Source organism: Alteromonas aestuariivivens, from assembly GCF_003367475.1.
In the GTDB taxonomy this organism is placed as follows: domain Bacteria; phylum Pseudomonadota; class Gammaproteobacteria; order Enterobacterales; family Alteromonadaceae; genus Alteromonas; species Alteromonas aestuariivivens.
This window is the reverse complement of sequence record NZ_QRHA01000001.1, coordinates 560,567-578,429: the sequence shown is the minus strand read 5'-3', so window position 1 is coordinate 578,429 and position 17,863 is coordinate 560,567. Positions and strand designations below refer to the sequence as shown.

Genomic DNA, 17,863 nt, shown 5'->3' with positions numbered 1-17,863 from the left:
TAACGGCCTTTGGCTTAGTTCACGTCACTTGCTTTATCGAACCAGTTCAACAACGATGCTGTAATCCTGATTCGAGGTATCGGACAGTCCTTCACCCAATACTAATTTGTCGGTTTCCACTACACTTCCGTCAGGATAGCGAATGGAGATAGTGGTGGTGTAACCCGGTACGCTGAGAGCAAAGTTCACGCTGCCGGCCCAGTTTTCAGACACGTTACTGCAACTGAAGAACGGCGTGGACTTCCCTTTTGGAATGGTGATCGGGCAACTAAACTGGCTCGGGGTATTGGTAATTGTGATCAACGTCAGATCCACATAGGTAGACCTTTTATCATTGTTGGTTTCACAAGCCTCAGTAATGCCATCAATGGTAATCAAACAGTTGATGTTACCAATCAGGGCATAAAACTTTTCAGAGGCCGACTTACTGTCTACGGTAACCAGCATGCTGTCATCAAAAACAGCGTTATCTACTTCCTTCTGGGAAATCGCCCCGGTTCCGGTAATACTGCCGTTGTACGCCATACCGCCGACGGTTACCGTTGACGTTCCGTCAGTAATGGCTTCAACCCTGCCCCGGCTGTAGGTTCCGTAGAAGTCGTTGGATGGGTCGAGAATCGTCTGAATGTCCTCGTTAGTTACCGTTGCAACCGTCTGTGTATCAGAATCCCATTCAGTCAGCAGCGTAAGATTGACATCGTAGAACGGGGCAGCTGCTTTCCAGTCAGCTTCACCGGAACTGATCATGGATCTGAGTTCTGTCAGATGAGAAGACTTCATGCGGTCGAGGTAAATACCCCTGGATATCAACTGGTAGCCACCCGGCGTAACGGTAATATTGCGGTCTGTTGGTTTTGCCGGCAACGAGTTGCCCTGTACGGCTGCTGATATGACGGCTTCGGTGTAGGTACGATAATTATTCAGCGTGGTTTCAGACAGCAGATATTTGTCAGAAAACTGGATGATGTCGATCAGTTGCCAGTCCGGATAAATTTCAAAGTATCCATCCACTCGCTTAAACCGACACACTTCATCGTATGGGTCGCCAACGTAATCCGCATCAACAAAGCTTCCGTCGGCCTGACGCTTGTAATGCTGATGGGGTGAGCCATTTTCATCGCGGAAATACTGTTCTTCCGAGATCATCGTCGATGTGTCATGGTGGTCACGACAGCAGGCAGTGCACTGGGCTGGCTGCTGGTTGTCAGCCACCACACCGTAAGCTTTGGTAACTTCCTTACCCGGTTCAACTGTGAGTTCGCCATCTTTCAATACCGTCATATGCGGCGTTTTGGCTTTTCCCCAGCCTCCGAGCTTACAGGAGCAGTTTACGGTTAGAAAATCTTCCTGCTCCAGTTTGTCAGTCTGTCCGGGCAAGTCTATGTAACGAATGGTTTCAAACTGAACAATATTGTTGTCGCCTTGATTATCTATCTCAGGTACGGGTTTGCTGGTTTCAATACTTTCACCATTTCCCAGTTCGTATGAAATCACATCCGGTGCCTCTCCGGGGGTATAAGCCACTTTGGGAGTGGTTTTGGCACCATCGGTTTCATTCACTGCCTGGAAGCTTCTGGATGCAGGAACTGGTGCGAGGCTGCCCTCGACAGTCACCGATTTCACCTCGCCTTCCAGGTCTGTCCACTGAATAGTGACTGCTACCTGCTTTTGACTCGAAACAGTGGGAATGTTCAACGGCAGTCCAGCGTCCCCTTCATCCAGCCAGGTGTCGGCATCACCGTCGTTGTCGGTATCAACGAAGTACTTATCCAGTATGGTCCAGTTGCGGGTAAACTGGTGAGTGCGACCATTGTCGGTGCCAACCGCTACCGTCAAATCACCTGCCGGTAAAGTGCCCCCCAGATTGTCGTCAATGTCGTTGTAGGCCAGTTCCCCGGCCGTGACCTCCAAAACGTCAAAGCGGCGAAGATCATCGAGCTTTTCTTCAGCTAACTGAATGGCAACTGCACGCAAATTCAAGGCTGCATCACTGCGCATGAACTCACCCTGCAGGGTAACAAATCCGGTGACCCCCAGCATAACAATCAGTGCGGCGATCAATACTTCAATTAACGTAAATCCACGGGATTTTTGCATGTGATACCTCTTAAAAATCCTTCCAGCTGCCAGGCACCCTGGCCACGCGCAAAAAGTCTTCGTTTTCGATTAATTCAGCCACTATTTCAGCGTCATAAACGGCGTTATAAGTACCGTTGGCGTGCCCTACAGGGTGGTTTGAAACCACCACACCATTTACTTTTGCTCCACCTATCATATTCATTTCGAAATCTGCAGTGGTTGTGGGTTTACGAAAGGAAAACACCATTCCATTAATTTCCGCTCCCCCGTTCATGGTCAGATCACCATCGGTTACAACTAGAATTACCGGGCTATCCACTGCACCGACAACCACGTTTGAATTCAGTGTACAATCGCCGTCTACCCATATCATGCCCCTGGAGGTTGCGCCCAGGCTGGAACAGTCAGACAAGTGCAGATTGGCATCAGCACGCAAACTTGCCCAATCCTCAGTGGGGTAATTAAACAGATATTCCATGAGATCCGGCGGGAAATTGGTGTCGTTATCCAGGATGTCCAAATCCTGAAATCCTTTTTCAGAGTAAGGCGAACCGCTGCAGTTACCGTCGCTGAACTCCTGCAGCCCGCAGGTAGTGCCGCTACCGTTTTGCATATCCACATCCAAATCGGTCCAGATAGACAAAGGCACCCCTTCTCCGCCTCCATTGGGATTGGCAACAACCTCAAAATTACCGCCTACATCCAGACCGCCCGCTACGATAAGGGGAACATCCGGCGGGTTAGCCAGCAATGAATATTGCAGCGCCTGTTCGCTCAGCGTGACCGTGGAAATGCCATCCGGAGAGTCTGCGACCGATGTTAGCGTGATCAGTGTCATGGTGGTGGACTCCCTGGTCACGGACTGCCGGTTACCGGTGACAGTGAAACTTCCCTGCTCTGGCAGCACATCGGTGATGGCACTGCCATCCCAGTCGGGGTCTTCGCCCAGCCAGCCAAGTGCACGGGCAAGGCCTGCCTCCGCAACGGAAAACGCCAACTGGTGGCTTTGGGTATTGAGCAAAATCTTGTGCTCAAAACTCTTAACTCTGCCGGCATAGAGGGTAACCAGTAGCGCCAGCACCAACAGCAGTACAACGGTAGTCAGTACCACCATGCCCCGTTGAGATGAAGGGCGAATCATTAGGGAGCCATTAACCATCGAAATTCCTTACCAGAAAAGAATGGGTGTATTGACGGGAAATTTGGTCTTTGGCCACCAGCTCAGCCTGCAGCGTAATGGTCATTGTGGTGGTGGTTACATTGCTCTCAACAGTTTCAGTGAGCGCAAAATTCAACCCTGTTACATTGATAACCCCAGAGTCGGTGAGATCTAACCAGTCGGTTGCCTCGCAATCACTGCCATTCTGACGCATTTCAATCTGCTGGTTATTCAGCCGATATCCAAAACTGTCGCCATTGACACCGCCATCCAGCACGCCATCACCATCAGCGTCATAGGAGAACAAAACGCAACTGTCCGCCGCTTCTCCTGTGAATTCGCTCACCTGAAGGGAATCTGAAAATGCGGATGGGCTGCCTGCGGGATCGGCAACAGTCGCAACAGTCGCGCCGGAATACCCAGCCCGTCTTATATCACGCTGCATCAGCGACAACACAGAAGAGACTTCCTCATTCAGCCGGGCACTGGCAATCAGATTGGCGTTAGTGCCGATGCCATAGCCGATGAGTGAGGCAACCGCAACCAACGCACTGGCCCCAAGTGCCAGTGATATCAGCAATTCCATCAGTGTCACACCGGTTTGTTTCGCCATTTTTAACATGCCTGATAGGTCCCCACATTGCCCGCCACCACGCACACGTTTGCACGCCCGACATTATTCAGCTGAACCCGGATTTCGCGATCACCGTCTGACAGTTCGATACTACCAGCGCTGCCCAGAGACAGGCCCCGAACACCATCAAAGGTGGCCTGGTTATTGGCACCAAAATTGAGGTTTTGCATGGTAATGCTGGTATAGTCATCGCCCCGTATGACTTCTTCAACGCCGTCTACGGTACAGGAATTCGCGGTGCCGCAATCGCAGTCACCCTGGTCAGTAATGCCAATGCACCAGTTGGTGCCACCGGAAAAATCCACCACTATGTCATTGGATTGTCGTACTGCATGGCTGCGGGCCTGTTGAAGGGTGTAGTAGCTGGATTCGGCCGCACCTTTAAGGACCAGATTTTTCTGTGCTGTAATTATGGAGGGAGCACCAATGCGAACCACAATTGCAATTATGGCAATGGTTATCATCAACTCCAGCAATGTGAAACCTTGCTGCCTATGGCAATGCATCATTACCTATACCTTCGAATAAATCATAAAACCTTACCACTTCCCAATTTCACCTATCATGAATCAGGTCTTCGAAAGTGAAACACGTAACACTTACGAAGTTATAGTAAGCGATTATTTTTTTAACCGACGTATTGGAAGTGATCATAACGTATGAAGCATTCACACCTGGCAACAAAGGAAAAAGGTTTTACTTTAGTGGAACTTATGATTGGGGTGTTGATTGTGGGCATTCTTGCCGCGATCGCCATGCCTTCTTATCAGAGTCAGATGCGGGAGTCGCGACGAAATGACGGCCAAAGCGCATTGATGCAGTTAAAAATGCAACAGGAAGCATATCGGCTGGAAAACAACAGTTATGCAGCAACTGCCAATTTGGCACTGCCAGCTTCCGATTATTACACCTTCACAGCGGGTGACGTTACTGCTACTACCTACACGCTAACCGCCACAGCCAAGGGCAGTCAGACTGACGATACCGGCTGTACCACGCTGACCCTTGATCAGTCGATGAACCGCACTCCGGCGCAGTGCTGGCGCTAGGGCAAAAAAATGGCGCCGAATTCAGCGCCATTTTTGTTCCATACCGGTTAGCTAACCTGCCGAATTCGCAATTCCTTGGGCACGGCAAACTCAACATTTTCTTCCCGCCCAGGGCGCTCGCTGGCTTTTACCGCACCCCATTCCATCAACCGTTCGACAACTCCCTGCACCAGCACTTCCGGTGCTGATGCACCGGCAGTTACGCCTATGTGTTCAACACCGTCCAGCCATGCTTTCTGAATACAGTTGGCGTCAGCAATCAGGTGTGCCTGCGCCCCAACCTTTTCAGCCAGTTCACGCAGGCGATTGGAGTTGGAACTATTCTGTGCTCCTACCACCAGCAACACCTGGCAATCGGAAGCCAGTTCCCGCACAGCATCCTGGCGATTCTGGGTCGCGTAGCAGATGTCATCTTTACGCGGACCATGAATATCCGGAAAACGTTCGCGCAGGGCATCAATCACATCGGCAGTATCGTCCACCGACAAGGTTGTCTGGCTGCAATAATACAGTTTGGCCGGGTCCTTTACTTCAAGACGTGCTACGTCTTCAATAGACTCAACCAGATAGATGCCCCCTTGAGGGTTATCGTACTGGCCCATGGTGCCTTCCACCTCAGGGTGTCCAGCGTGGCCTATAAGAATACATTCCGTGCCGGTTTTGCTGGCACGGGTAACTTCCATATGCACTTTGGTTACCAGAGGGCAGGTTGCATCAAACACTTTCAGCCCACGACTGCTGGCTTCATTTCGCACCGCCTGGGAAACACCATGAGCAGAAAAGATCACAATGCTGTCATCCGGCACTTCATGAAGTTCATCCACAAATTTGGCGCCGCGCTGTTTCAGCCCGTCGACTACAAAACGGTTGTGAACCACCTCGTGACGCACATAAATCGGCGGCTTGAACATCTCTAGCGCCCGCTCAACAATGGTTATAGCCCGATCTACACCAGCACAAAAACCACGGGGGTTGGCCAAATGTATTTGCATCGATATGCTCCTTACTCGCCTGTAATCAACCGGGCTAGGCCACTGGTTGGTTGGATGGACCCGTGGAACTGACATCCAGGATTTCAACATCGAAAATCACCGTCTGCCCGGCAAGTGGATGATTAAAATCGACGGTTACAGAATCGCCGGCAATACTGCGGATAATCCCCGGCACTTCCGAGCCGTCCGGCTGCGAAAACGCCAGAATCATACCTTCTTCGATACCGAGCTCAGATCCAAAACGGCTGCGATCCATGTGATGAATATTGTCCGGGTTCGGCATGCCGAATGCGTCATCCGCATTCAGCGTAAATGCCTTTTTCTGGCCCTTTTTCAGGCCAAGCAAACAGGCTTCAAAATTCGGCGTCAGGCTGCCGTCCCCCATCACCAGCTTGGCAGGCTTGTTGTTCACTCTTGTGCTGTCGGCAGCGGAGCCATCTTCCAGCTTGAGGTCAAAATGCAAAAGCACTTCGCTGTTTGACCCTATCACATTTTCAGACTCAGTCATTCCCGTACTCCTCTTTGTTACAGCTTGTCCGAAGACGCCTGAGACGGGCTGGACTCGGAAGGCTCGTTATTCCTGAACAGATCCACAAGCAGCAGGGCGGCACCGATGAAAATGGCGCTGTCTGCCAGGTTGAAAGCCGGCCAGTGCCAGTTACCAACGTAAAAATCCAGAAAATCGATGACATACCCATGAACCAGGCGGTCGTAAACATTACCCAGGGCACCACCAAGAATAAAGTTAAACGCCACCGGTAATAAGGTTTGCTCGCGGTTTGTCCCCTTGAGCCACCATAAAATCAGCCCACTAATAGCAAACGCAATTATGCTGAAAAACCAACGCTGCCAGCCATCCGCGTCATGCAGAAAACTGAAAGCGGCACCGTAATTATGTACATAGGTCAGATTGAAAAGTGGCATCACCTGAATGGACTGGTACAGGTGCATGGCATCCACCACCGCATACTTGGACCATTGATCAAGAATGAAGACCACTAACGCCAGCCACAAAAAACGCAGGCCGGTCTGCGACAACAACTTAAGCATAATGGCGAACTTCTCCGCTTCCGTCTACGTTGGTAACACAGCGCTGACACAGTTCAGGGTGTTCGGTCTGTGAACCCACATCTTCACGATGATGCCAGCAACGCACACACTTGGCACCTTCACTCTTGGACACTTCCAGCCACAGCCCTTCAACTTCGGTAGCCTGTGCCGAAGCGGGTTTATCGGCGGCCTTTCCGACCACCGCCGCAGAGGTAATCAACACAAAACGCAACTCATCCTGCAGACGGCTCAGAGCATCATAAAGTTCACCCTCGGCATAGAGGTTAATCTGCGCTTCCAGTGAGCCTCCGAGCTGCCCGTCCTTTCGGGCCTGCTCCATCGCCTGGTTAGCCGCGTCTTTAACCGCCAGGATTTGTTCCCAGTAGCCATCATCAAACTGGCTGTCTGAAACAAAAGCGCTAAAACCGTCGTACCAGCTTTCAGTAAACACGAACTCACTGCGTTCGCCTGGCATTTCCTGCCAGATTTCCTGGGCAGTGAAACTGGTGATAGGCGCCATCCAGCGTACCAGAGCCTCTATAATATGATAAAGCGCAGTCTGGCATGAGCGCCGCGCAACACTGTCCTGTTTGGCGGTGTACTGGCGATCCTTGATAATATCAAGGTAGAAACTGCCCAGCTCAATGGAACAGAAGTGGGTCAGCTTTTGCGTCACCACCAACAGGTCATAACGCTCAAACGCTTCCACCAGTTCCTGTTGCAAAGTGTTGGCACGAGCGACAATCCAGCGGTCCAGCGCCACCATATCGTCCTGTGCGACCACGTCTGAAGCTGGGTCAAACCCATTCAGGTTGGCCAACAGGAAGCGCGCCGTGTTGCGCAGTCGGCGATAGGCATCAGCGGCACGTTTCAATATTTCATCCGAAACCGCAATTTCACCACGATAGTCGGTAGAAGCCACCCACAGGCGCAGAATATCAGCGCCCAGTTTGTTGGTAACTTCCTGAGGCGCAACCACGTTGCCCACCGATTTGGACATTTTCTTACCGTGGGCATCCACGGTAAAACCGTGAGTCAGTACTTCTTTGTAAGGCGCATGTCCGTGCATGGCAGTAGATGTCATCAGTGACGACATAAACCAGCCGCGATGCTGATCAGAACCTTCCAGATACAGGTCGGCACTGGCAGGCAGGTCTTCTCTGCGGTCCACCACAAAATAATGGGTTACACCGGAATCAAACCACACATCCAGCGTATCCAAAACTTTTTCGTACTGGTCCACATCGGTATCCAGCAATGCTGAATCATCCAGATCCCACCAGGCCTGAATTCCGGCTTTCTCGACTTCCAGTGCCACCTGCTCTATCAGTTGGGCGGAATCAGGATGCAATTCACCCGTTTCCTTGTGGACGTACAATGGAATTGGCACACCCCAGGTACGCTGGCGGGAAATACACCAATCCGGACGACCTTCAACCATTTTTTCGATACGGTTCTGGCCCCAGTCAGGGATCCATTTGGTCTGCTTGATTTGTTCCAGTGACGACTCTCGCAAACCTTTTTTGTCCATGCTTACAAACCACTGTGGCGTAGCACGGAAAATTATCGGGGTTTTGTGCCGCCAGCAGTGCGGATAGCTATGCTCATAAGCGACATTCAGCAGCAGGTTGCCACGCTCAGCCAGGGTTTCAATAATGGCATCATTGGCCTTGAACACAAACTGACCGGCGAACAGCGGCGTGTTATCCAGATATACGCCATTATTGGCTACCGGGTTATACACTTCGATGTTGTAACGCTTACCTACGTTGAAGTCGTCAACACCGTGCGCGGGTGCCGTATGCACGCAGCCAGTACCTGACTCGGTGGTAACATGCTCGCCCAGAATCAAGGGAACCTGTATATCCAGAAACGGATGATTTACTTCAAGGGTATCCAAAGACTGCCCCAGACAACTGGCTACCTCATTAAAATTGTTAGTGCCATATCGCTTCATACAGCTTTCCAGCAGATCCTGGGCAACAATAATCCAGTCTCCGCTGTCTTCCAGTTCCACCAGCGCATAAGTGAGCTCAGGATGCAGGCTGATGGCCCGATTCGCCGGGAGCGTCCAGGGTGTGGTGGTCCAGATAACCACTGAGGTCCTGTGTTCGGCCAGATGCTGTGGATCCACACCAAACGCCTGGGCAATGGCTTCCACATCGGCAACCGGGAATTTCACATCTATCGCTGGTGAAGTTTTGTCTTTATATTCTACTTCGGCTTCAGCCAGCGCCGAACCGCACTCGGTACACCAGTGCACGGGCTTAAAGCCTTTTTCCAGATGCCCGGATTCGACAATTTTCCCTAACGCACGAATGATGTCCGCTTCAGAGCGGAAATCCATGGTCTTATAGGGGTTATCCCATTCACCCAGCACCCCTAGGCGCTTAAAGTCGGCCATCTGGCCATCAATTTGCTTTTGAGCGTATTCACGACATTTCTGGCGAAACTCGGCCGCAGTTACCTTTTTCCCGGGTTTGCCAACTTTCTTTTCAACCATCAGTTCTATGGGTAAGCCATGGCAGTCCCAGCCCGGTACGTACGGGGCGTCGAAGCCTGACAGGGTTTTGGACTTTACGATAATGTCTTTGAGGATCTTGTTCACCGCATGACCAATGTGAATATTGCCATTGGCGTAAGGAGGACCGTCGTGCAGAATAAACGGCTTGCTGCCCTGCCTGGCCTGGCGAATGGCCTTATACAACCCTTTATTCTGCCAGTCTTCGAGCATTTTTGGCTCCCGCTGGGCCAGATTACCGCGCATGGGGAATGGCGTTTCGGGGAGGTTTAATGTGGCTTTGTAATCACTCATAAAATTGTTCTATCCGTCCACTTTGTCAGGATTACCTGAGGCTGCATGGGTGCAGCACTTACTTCACTATCTCAAACACCTGCCGCGCCTGATGGGCGTCGAGCTCAATTTGATGTTTCAATTCTTCAAAAGAGGCAAACTTTTGCTCTTCACGTAATTTTTTAACCGGCCGTACGTCAATCAGTTGGCTGTACAAACTGCCTGCATAATCAAACAAATGCACTTCCAACTGAGTACGAACACCGTCTACTGTCGGCCTCGCTCCGACATTGGCAACACCATCAAAGCACTGCCCCTGAACTTCTGCTCTCACAGCGAATACCCCCTTAATTGGGGCCTGACACCGCTTTAACAATACATTAGCGGTGGGAAAACCAATGGTGCGACCTTTTTTATCGCCGTGAATTACCCGCCCGCAAATCGAGAACGGCCGCCCCAGCATGCCTTGCGCTTTGGAAAAATCCCCAAGGGCCAGTGCCTGGCGAATTTCGGTAGAGCTGATGCGGCAATCCTGCATACGAAAACTCTGCGTGCTGACCACGTCAAAGCCGTATTTCGCGCCTGCCTGCTCCAGCATGTCAAAGTTCCCCTGCCGTCCACGACCAAAATGAAAATCGTCACCCACCACCAGAAACTTAACGCCCAGACGGGCGACCAGCAAATCTTCAATAAAGCGGGAAGCAGACTGGGCAGCAAATGCACGGTTAAACTGAACGCAAAGTAATCGATCAACGCCTTGGGCTTTCAACAGCGTATATTTGTCCCGCAAGGTACTAATGCGCGCAGGTGCCTGCTCAGGCGTGAATACTTCCTCAGGCTGAGGCTCAAACACCATAACGGTGGCAGGCAGGCCCAGTGCCCTGGCCTGCCGGATAACATTGGCCAGTACCGCCTGATGGCCCAAATGCACGCCATCAAATTTGCCAATCGTCAACACACAACCACGATGTTGCTCGCGGAGATTGTGAAGACCCCGTATTAATTCCACCTGATGCTCTTGCCTTTTTGCTGCTGCCAGTAACACAAAGCTGGCGATTATAAACGACCCGCCGCCTAATACCAATTGTTGACCGGGCCTTTCTCAACCAGCCGGCATCATTCCTTCACAATATTCGGCCAGGCAGCCTGAATTTGGTTGCTATCCTCCCACCGTACGGAAATGTCTGGGGCGGGTACCCAGTAAAATCACCACTCCGGAAAAAGTGACAACAGCCGCTACGATAACCAAAACCAAGTGGTATATTTTGCCGCTTAAATCCAGTAACTCAAAAGGCTCTGTTCCATACACCCACAGGATCACTGCAGCCATTGCAGCACAGGCTGCCACAATGCGTACAACAAACAAAATTGTATCCCTGCTGGCCCGGAATACACCCTGTTTGTGCAGGGTAAAATACAACAGCCCTGCATTGAGCGTTGCCGACATACTGGTGGCCGTCGCCAGACCTATATAGCCATAAGGTATTGCCAGGACCAGATTGAAAACCATATTGGCAACCATACACCAGATACCGAATTTGACCGGCGTCCGGGTGTCCTGGCGGGAGTAGAACCCGGGAGCGAGTACCTTCACCAACATGAAACTGAGCAATCCGAACGAGTAAGCAATCAGTGAGTAGGATGCCATTCTGGCGGTTTCAGCAGTAAAAGCCCCTCGCTGGAAAATCACCGTCAGGATTGGCTCGGCGAGCACCGCCAGCCCGACGGCAGCGGGTAGCCCCAGAAAACATACCATGCGTACCGCCCAGTCCATGTTACCAGCAAACGCTGTGGGGTCCTTGGCCACATGATTGCGTGACAATGTCGGCAGGATAACGGTGGCGATCGCAATCCCGAACAGACCCAAAGGAAATTCCAACAGACGATCCGAATAATAGAGCCAGCTGATTGAACCGGTCATCAGAAAACTGGCGATAAATGTGTCAAACAGCAAATTTATCTGCCCCACGGACACCCCAAACAATGCCGGTATCATAAGAGTGCGCACTTTTATAACCCCCGGGTCGCGCCAGCCCCACCGGGGCTTGACCAGTAAACCGGCGCGATACAGAAACGGCAACTGAAAACCCAACTGGACAATGCCGCCCACAAATACTCCCCAGGCCAGGCCATAAGCGGGTTGTTCCAGGTGGGGTGAGACAAATACGGCAAAGGTAATGATGCAAACGTTCAGTAACACCGGCGTAAATGACGCCACTGCAAATTTATTCAGGGTATTGAGAATGGCACCGGAAAGGCCGGTCAATGAAATAAATGCCAGATACGGAAACGTGATTTTAAGCATGGCGGAGGCGAGGACAAATTTCTGCCCGGCCGGGTCGTCGTCCAGCCAGGCCAGAAACCAGCCGGTTCCAAATAACGCTGCCAGTACCGGTGACGCCAAAACGCCCAGCAGCGAAACCACAAACACAATCGCGCCCAGGGTACCGGACACTTTGGCAACAAATTCCCGCAAATGCTGCTTGTCGCCTTCGTGATGCACTTCCGTTAGTACCGGTATAAAAGCCTGCGCAAATGCCCCCTCGGCAAACAGGCGGCGCAGAAAATTGGGAATTTTGTTGGCGAAGAAAAAGACGTCAGCGGCGGCTCCATCCCCCATAAGGCGGGCCACAAACACATCGCGAACCAGCCCCAATACCCGCGAGACCAATGTCATGACACTGACAATGATCCCGGATTTGATTAACTTCCCTGACACACGACCTCTTTGCTTGCTGCTTGGTGATAATGACTTTAGCCAACCATAATAGCCGATTGCCCGGCCCGGTGAAATCTCCCACTGTGGCGATTTTAGCCGCAAATTAAACGCTTTTACGAAATCCGCCCCGGAACCTGCATCTGATAGCTCCGTTCTGTTATACTCCGGGCATTTCGGGGCAAATCTGCGGATAAATTGAAATTGGCTTCAGACGCCAAAAACGTTTGACATTTGGCCGATTGGTAGGCACAATCCGCACCCTCGTTTTTGACATGAATTTATTTTGGGAGTTACACCTTGGCTAACATTAAGTCTGCTAAGAAACGTGCAATTCAAGCCGAAAAGCGTCGTCAGCATAATGCCAGCCGCCGCTCCATGACTCGTACAAGTATCAAAAAAGTAGTAGCGGCCATCGCTAAAGGCGATAAAGAAGGTGCTCAAGCGGCACTGGCTGCTGCCACTCCGATTCTTGACAGAATGGCTACCAAGGGTTTGATTCACAAGAACAAAGCTGCTCGTCATAAGAGCCGCCTGGCTGCGCAAATTAAAGCGCTGTAAGCCTGTCGGCTGCACTTATTTTGCAGCAGTAAAAAAAGCGCCTTTGGGCGCTTTTTTTGTGTCTGCTGTCATATTCACGTCAATAAATTTTCATTCAATTGTCAACAAACTGACTCACCTCCTTCAAGCTTCCTGACTAGATTGGCCTTCCAATGATGCAAATTGGGAAACGCCAACATGCAAGACACTCACTTTCGCGCTTTATGGCTGTCTGACATTCACCTGGGTCATAAAGACTGCAAAGCCGAGTACCTGCTGGATTTTCTGGATCGGCTCAGCGCCGATACCGTTTATCTGGTCGGCGACATCATCGATATTTGGCAAATGTCCAGGCAGTTCCGCTGGCCGGAAGCACACAATCAGGTTCTTCATCGACTGATGAAATTAAGCCGGCAGGGCACGCGTGTGGTATACCTTCCTGGTAACCACGACGCTCCCCTGCAACGTTATTGTGGAATGGAGTTCGGCGAAATCGAACTGCATCGGGAATACGTTCATACTACTGCGGCCGGAAAACGTTATCTGGTACTGCATGGTGACCAGTTCGACGCTGATGTTACGCTAGGCAAGCTTCACCGCTTTATGGGCGACAAGGGCTACGAATGGTTGCTGTTCGCAAACCGTTGGTACAACCGCCTGCGCGCATGGAAAAAAATAGCTACTGGTCGCTGGCCGGATACCTTAAACAACATATCAAAGGCGCCAATCTGGCCATAGCTCGTTTTAGAGAAGCCTGCTGTAAACGGGCCCGCGTGATGCAACTGGACGGTGTGATATGCGGCCACATTCATCACCCCGAAGACTGCTATCACAATGGTATCCATTACATCAATGACGGCGACTGGATAGAAACCTGTTCCGCACTGGTTGAGGATGCAAACGGCAACCTCAACCTTATTCATTGGATGGACCCGCACTGGCAACAGAGCATTCCGACCACCAAGGCGATTCACAGTATCGGCTCCCGGGCGGCATGACCATTTACCTAACATGACCTGTAGCACCTCCCATAAGTGCATGACCAACAAAAATAACCAGAGAAAGCCATGTTTACCGTAGAAGACGTACTCAGCAAACATTACCCGAATGTAGCGAATAACCCGCTATTGTTCCGCCCCTTGTCCTTCGCTCTGCGACATCTGTTGCACGAACGGGAAATTTGCGAATTCGGTAAGGCCTATCCTCATTACGAAGGCATCGATTTTGTTGAGCAGGTATTGGATTATTTCAATGTCAGCTACTCCATACGCGACATTGAAAAGGAACGCATTCCCAGTGAAGGGCGGGTTGTGATCATAGCCAACCATCCACTGGGTTCGCTTGATGGGCTGGCACTCATCAAGCTGGTCAGTGAAGTGCGCCATGACCTCAAAGTGGTTGCCAATCAGATGCTGATGACCATCAAACCGATGCACAGTATGTTGTTGCCGGTAAACACTTTACATGGTGGTACCCACAAGCAGCACCTCGATGCCATTCATCGTCATCTTAACCAGGATGGCGTACTGCTGATATTTCCTGCCGGTGAAGTCTCCCGTCTGCGCCCACAGGGTGTGCGGGATACCCATTGGCATACAGGCTTTCTGCGCATTGCCAGGGTAACCAAGTCACCAATCCTGCCTGTCCATATCGACGCCAAAAACTCACCGCTGTTCTACAGTATTTCCATGCTCTGCAAACCGTTGTCCACTTTGCTGCTGGTGAAAGAAATGTTTCGGCATAAACGCCGTCACCTGCCCATAAGAATTGGTGAAATTATCCCGTTGCAGTCCTATCAGCAATTGCCCTTTGAGCTGAAAGATCAGGTCAAGCTGTTCAAGCGACACCTTTACCGCATCGGAAGTAACAAAAAAGGCATATTTACTACTCAGGCCCCAATCGCGCTGCCGGAAGACAGGAAGTTACTGACCGGAGCAATCAAACAAAGCTGTGAGCACCTCGGGCAGACTACCGACGGCAAGCACATCTATCTGTATCAGCACAACTCCAGTTCCCCGATAATGAGAGAAATCGGGCGTTTACGGGAAATTGCATTTCGGGCCGTCGGTGAAGGCACTCACAAACGACGAGACATTGATCCCTATGATTCGCACTATTTCCACCTGATCCTTTGGGATGACAAAGCATTGGAAATCGCAGGAGCCTACCGCTTTGGAAACGCGGCAACCCTGACCGCAGCGGGCCACCCCACCGGATTGTACTCTGCCAGTCTGTTTCATTACCCACAACAGGAAAATAGAGAACTGTTCGAGTCCGGCCTCGAGCTTGGTCGCAGCTTTGTGCAGCCAAAATACTGGGGAAAACGCAGTCTGGACTACTTATGGTTCGGAATTGGCGCGTTCCTGAACCGATACCCGCACTATCGCTTCCTGTTTGGTGCGGTCAGTATCAGCAACGCCTACCCCCAACCTGCGAAAGACCTGCTGGTTGAGTTCTACCGCTGCTATTTTCCGGCCAGATTCGGCGCTGCTTCTGCCCGTGCCCCCTACCAGATAACTTCTCCTTTGCTGCCCATCTTCCACGGCCATGACTACAAAAGCGAATTTGCATTGCTCAAGCACCTGTTGGCAAACATGAAAGTGAACGTTCCTACGTTGTATAAGCAATATACGGAAATTGCGGAACGTGGCGGTGCGGCGTTTTTAGATTTCAGCGTAGATGCGGGGTTTAATGACTGTATAGACGGATTGATCGTCGTGGACTTACACGCGCTCAACGACAAAAAGCGTCAACGCTATCTGCAGAACCAGACCTCTTAGTCCAGTGATTACCCTGTTCACCTCTGATTTTAACGTGACTGTGATATGCTGTAGACCAGTCACATCAACTCAGGAGTACCGCATGCCTGGCAATAAGCTTACCGCGGCATTAATTTTTGTTTTTTTCTCTGCCGTCGTTATTGTAAGTACCGCATTCTTCTGGAACGAAGCGCGAAATGAGATTAAGTATCTGTGCAAAAATTTTGTTCCGGGTATATCAATGAATAACGTGGCCGAACAACTCCAAACGGCACAACACGCCACCTATTCCCTGACCCAGACGTCCAAAGGCACATCCATTGTCTTCTCCAGCCCGATACATTTTCACTTCTATAAGTGCGTCATCGAACTGGATGCTAACAACGTAGTCAACAGTGCAAGGCTATACTGATCTCTGAATGAATTTCAGGGCGTGACATCATTGCGCTAACCTCCAGCAGATTGTTGCTTTGCTGACTCCCTGAATGCATCGCAGATCAGGAGCTTTTTAATGAGTGAAGAACAACAGGCCCCCCTACTGTGCCATCGGAACTTGAGTGTTCAACACGGTTGTGACTTCCCGTCTCTGCAAGACAAGTCTGAATATAAAAAACAGTTAAAGTTGTGGCAAAAAAGGCTGCTGCACGTTCAACAGGCCTACTACCATCAGAAACGCCGCGCGATTATCGTATTTGAAGGCTGGGACGCTTCGGGGAAAGGCGGGGCCATTCGCCGGGTAACAGAACATCTGGACCCAAGAGGATACCAGGTGCATCCCATTGGGCCCCCAAGTAAGGAGGAACAGGGCCGGCATTACCTTTACCGGTTTCAGACTCGGCTGCCGTTACCCGGAAGTCTGTGCCTATTTGATCGCTCCTATTATGGGCGGGTATTGGTCGAACGGGTGGACTCGCTAGTCACCGTGGACGCATGGCAGCGCGCCTATCGGGAAATCAACGAATTTGAACGACTGCTAATTGATGACGGAGTTAAAATCATCAAATTATTCCTGCACATCAGTGCCGGGGAGCAACTGAAGCGGTTCGAGGAGCGGCTGCACAATCCGCACAAACGCTGGAAGTTAACGTCCGAAGATCTGGTAAACCGCGCCAAACGTGACCAGTATATCGAAGCCACTGACCAGATGTTTGCGTTGACCGATACCTTTCAGGCACCCTGGCAACTCATCCCTGCGGAACACAAGTGGTTTGCCCGGGTAGAAGTTCTAAAAACTCTGGTTAGCCGGTTAAGTGAAGGCGTTACGGTTGAACCTCCGCCGATTGACGAACGGGTGGTCGCCATGGCGGAGTCACAGCTAGGCATACGAAGGCCGCATAACTAACCGGTGAAGGCTCACAGATTGTCTGCACCGGCGGTTAAAACTCATCCAGAACGTCAATGATTTCGTGGGTGCTCTCAAGCAAACGGATAACTTTGTCATCCACTTCGATGGCAATTACGCCTTTCTCATGATCCCGAAAAATCACATTGCCAGCTTCATACACTGACTGGTCCAGCCTTTCCCCCTTGTGCAGCTTTTTCTGCCAGCCTGGTGGCAGTTCCTTCCCTTTCTGGGCTTTTTTATGTAAGCCTTTTGGCAACTTTTCCGCTTTGTGCGGCGGTTCACTGAGCACTGGAGTACTGAATACACCCAAAAACACCGACAACAAAACTATTCGACTCAATTGCATAACTTCTCCATTGATAGTGCAGTATTTATTTGCCTGATGACAAACCATAATGACAGTATAAGTTGTCGCAATGAATCACATGGTTATAAGATGTAGTACAAACGAGTGAAATTGGATGCCAATACCGTTGGCCCAAACCCGTGATGCAAATAAAGGTGGCCGGTGCTTAAAATTATTATTCTTATTCCTCTCATCCTCTGCGTACTGTGGTTTGCTTATCTGAAAATGAACCAGTATAGCGTGGCACAAGGTAAGCAGGGATTTACATACATTTTGGTGCTGTCTTTGGTGATCGGTGCTTTCTACTCTCTTATGCTGTTTCTAACTCACTGACCCCAGAACAGGAACTGATTTGAACAAACCCGAAAAATGCCTCAATCACCGTTAAACAGGGCATAAA

16 protein-coding genes and 1 pseudogene are annotated in these 17,863 nt (G+C 50.8%); 6 read left to right on the top strand and 11 right to left on the bottom strand.

Annotated elements, in window-relative coordinates:
• Positions 1–33: 33 nt before the first annotated feature.
• Genes DXV75_RS02410 through DXV75_RS02395 form a run of 4 tightly spaced genes read right to left on the bottom strand, consistent with a single transcriptional unit; the run spans position 34 to position 4,381 of the window.
• Positions 34–2,097 (bottom strand): prepilin-type N-terminal cleavage/methylation domain-containing protein, encoded by a 2,064-nt coding sequence (locus tag DXV75_RS02410; protein ID WP_115591612.1) that lies wholly within the window; start codon positions 2,095–2,097, stop codon positions 34–36.
• 10 nt (positions 2,098–2,107) lie between these two features.
• Positions 2,108–3,238, bottom strand: coding sequence for a hypothetical protein (locus DXV75_RS02405; RefSeq protein ID WP_115591611.1), 1,131 nt, complete (start codon positions 3,236–3,238; stop codon positions 2,108–2,110).
• A complete protein-coding gene (locus DXV75_RS02400; protein ID WP_115591610.1) occupies positions 3,231–3,851 on the bottom strand; it encodes a prepilin-type N-terminal cleavage/methylation domain-containing protein in 621 nt (206 codons plus the stop codon). Before DXV75_RS02400 ends, DXV75_RS02405 begins: the two co-directional genes overlap by 8 nt.
• Positions 3,852–3,853: 2 nt before the next feature.
• Positions 3,854–4,381, bottom strand: a complete 528-nt coding sequence (locus DXV75_RS02395) for a GspH/FimT family pseudopilin (protein ID WP_115591756.1) — start codon at positions 4,379–4,381, stop codon at positions 3,854–3,856.
• Between the two features lie 150 nt (positions 4,382–4,531).
• Between DXV75_RS02395 and DXV75_RS17245 the strand changes: the two genes are divergently transcribed.
• Complete coding sequence (locus tag DXV75_RS17245; protein ID WP_115591609.1) at positions 4,532–4,921, top strand: type IV pilin protein; 390 nt, start codon at positions 4,532–4,534, stop codon at positions 4,919–4,921.
• A 47-nt stretch (positions 4,922–4,968) separates the two neighbouring features.
• On the opposite strand, the gene ispH is transcribed toward DXV75_RS17245, so the two are convergent.
• From ispH to murJ, 6 genes are all read right to left on the bottom strand, one after another.
• Positions 4,969–5,913, bottom strand: coding sequence for a 4-hydroxy-3-methylbut-2-enyl diphosphate reductase (gene ispH / locus DXV75_RS02385; RefSeq protein ID WP_115591608.1), 945 nt, complete (start codon positions 5,911–5,913; stop codon positions 4,969–4,971).
• 34 nt (positions 5,914–5,947) lie between these two features.
• Positions 5,948–6,421 (bottom strand): FKBP-type peptidyl-prolyl cis-trans isomerase, encoded by a 474-nt coding sequence (fkpB, locus tag DXV75_RS02380; protein ID WP_115591607.1) that lies wholly within the window; start codon positions 6,419–6,421, stop codon positions 5,948–5,950.
• Between the two features lie 17 nt (positions 6,422–6,438).
• Positions 6,439–6,963, bottom strand: a complete 525-nt coding sequence (gene lspA, locus DXV75_RS02375; protein ID WP_115591606.1) for a signal peptidase II — start codon at positions 6,961–6,963, stop codon at positions 6,439–6,441.
• Complete coding sequence (gene ileS, locus DXV75_RS02370) at positions 6,956–9,778, bottom strand: isoleucine--tRNA ligase (protein WP_115591605.1); 2,823 nt, start codon at positions 9,776–9,778, stop codon at positions 6,956–6,958. Before ileS ends, lspA begins: the two co-directional genes overlap by 8 nt.
• A 58-nt stretch (positions 9,779–9,836) precedes the next feature.
• Positions 9,837–10,766: a bifunctional riboflavin kinase/FAD synthetase gene (ribF, locus tag DXV75_RS02365; RefSeq protein WP_115591754.1), complete on the bottom strand. Its 930-nt coding sequence runs from the start codon at positions 10,764–10,766 to the stop codon at positions 9,837–9,839.
• 150 nt (positions 10,767–10,916) lie between these two features.
• Positions 10,917–12,476, bottom strand: coding sequence for a murein biosynthesis integral membrane protein MurJ (murJ, locus tag DXV75_RS02360; protein ID WP_115591604.1), 1,560 nt, complete (start codon positions 12,474–12,476; stop codon positions 10,917–10,919).
• A gap of 297 nt (positions 12,477–12,773) precedes the next feature.
• On the opposite strand from murJ, the gene rpsT reads away from it, so the two are divergent.
• From rpsT to DXV75_RS02335, 5 genes and pseudogenes are all read left to right on the top strand, one after another.
• On the top strand, positions 12,774–13,034 hold the full coding sequence (gene rpsT / locus DXV75_RS02355) for a 30S ribosomal protein S20 (protein ID WP_115591603.1): 261 nt from the start codon (positions 12,774–12,776) through the stop codon (positions 13,032–13,034).
• 177 nt (positions 13,035–13,211) lie between these two features.
• A pseudogene (locus tag DXV75_RS02350) lies at positions 13,212–14,011 on the top strand (UDP-2,3-diacylglucosamine diphosphatase).
• Positions 14,012–14,080: 69 nt separating this feature from the next.
• Positions 14,081–15,793 (top strand): bifunctional ornithine lipid synthase OlsF, encoded by a 1,713-nt coding sequence (gene olsF / locus DXV75_RS02345; RefSeq protein ID WP_115591602.1) that lies wholly within the window; start codon positions 14,081–14,083, stop codon positions 15,791–15,793.
• Positions 15,794–15,875: 82 nt separating this feature from the next.
• Positions 15,876–16,184 carry a hypothetical protein gene (locus tag DXV75_RS02340; RefSeq protein WP_115591601.1) on the top strand — a complete coding sequence of 103 codons (309 nt, stop codon included), beginning with the start codon at positions 15,876–15,878 and terminating at the stop codon, positions 16,182–16,184.
• A gap of 99 nt (positions 16,185–16,283) precedes the next feature.
• Entirely contained in the window at positions 16,284–17,114 is an 831-nt protein-coding gene (locus tag DXV75_RS02335; protein ID WP_115591600.1) for a polyphosphate kinase 2 family protein, read from the top strand.
• Between the two features lie 34 nt (positions 17,115–17,148).
• On the opposite strand, the gene DXV75_RS02330 is transcribed toward DXV75_RS02335, so the two are convergent.
• A complete protein-coding gene (locus DXV75_RS02330; RefSeq protein ID WP_115591599.1) occupies positions 17,149–17,463 on the bottom strand; it encodes a hypothetical protein in 315 nt (104 codons plus the stop codon).
• Between the last annotated feature and the right edge of the window lie 400 nt (positions 17,464–17,863).

Bases quoted from the DNA above. Each gene is read 5' to 3' on its own strand.
- DXV75_RS17245 (WP_115591609.1), top strand. From the start codon at position 4,532: ATGAAGCATTCACACCTGGCAACAAAGGAAAAAGGTTTTACTTTAGTG.
- olsF (WP_115591602.1), top strand. From the start codon at position 14,081: ATGTTTACCGTAGAAGACGTACTCAGCAAACATTACCCGAATGTAGCG.
- DXV75_RS02335 (WP_115591600.1), top strand. From the start codon at position 16,284: ATGAGTGAAGAACAACAGGCCCCCCTACTGTGCCATCGGAACTTGAGT.
- DXV75_RS02410 (WP_115591612.1), bottom strand. From the start codon at position 2,097: ATGCAAAAATCCCGTGGATTTACGTTAATTGAAGTATTGATCGCCGCA.
- lspA (WP_115591606.1), bottom strand. From the start codon at position 6,963: ATGCTTAAGTTGTTGTCGCAGACCGGCCTGCGTTTTTTGTGGCTGGCG.
- DXV75_RS02340 (WP_115591601.1), top strand. From the start codon at position 15,876: ATGCCTGGCAATAAGCTTACCGCGGCATTAATTTTTGTTTTTTTCTCT.
- ileS (WP_115591605.1), bottom strand. From the start codon at position 9,778: ATGAGTGATTACAAAGCCACATTAAACCTCCCCGAAACGCCATTCCCC.
- DXV75_RS02330 (WP_115591599.1), bottom strand. From the start codon at position 17,463: ATGCAATTGAGTCGAATAGTTTTGTTGTCGGTGTTTTTGGGTGTATTC.
- ispH (WP_115591608.1), bottom strand. From the start codon at position 5,913: ATGCAAATACATTTGGCCAACCCCCGTGGTTTTTGTGCTGGTGTAGAT.
- DXV75_RS02395 (WP_115591756.1), bottom strand. From the start codon at position 4,381: ATGATGCATTGCCATAGGCAGCAAGGTTTCACATTGCTGGAGTTGATG.
- DXV75_RS02400 (WP_115591610.1), bottom strand. From the start codon at position 3,851: ATGGCGAAACAAACCGGTGTGACACTGATGGAATTGCTGATATCACTG.
- fkpB (WP_115591607.1), bottom strand. From the start codon at position 6,421: ATGACTGAGTCTGAAAATGTGATAGGGTCAAACAGCGAAGTGCTTTTG.
- DXV75_RS02405 (WP_115591611.1), bottom strand. From the start codon at position 3,238: ATGGTTAATGGCTCCCTAATGATTCGCCCTTCATCTCAACGGGGCATG.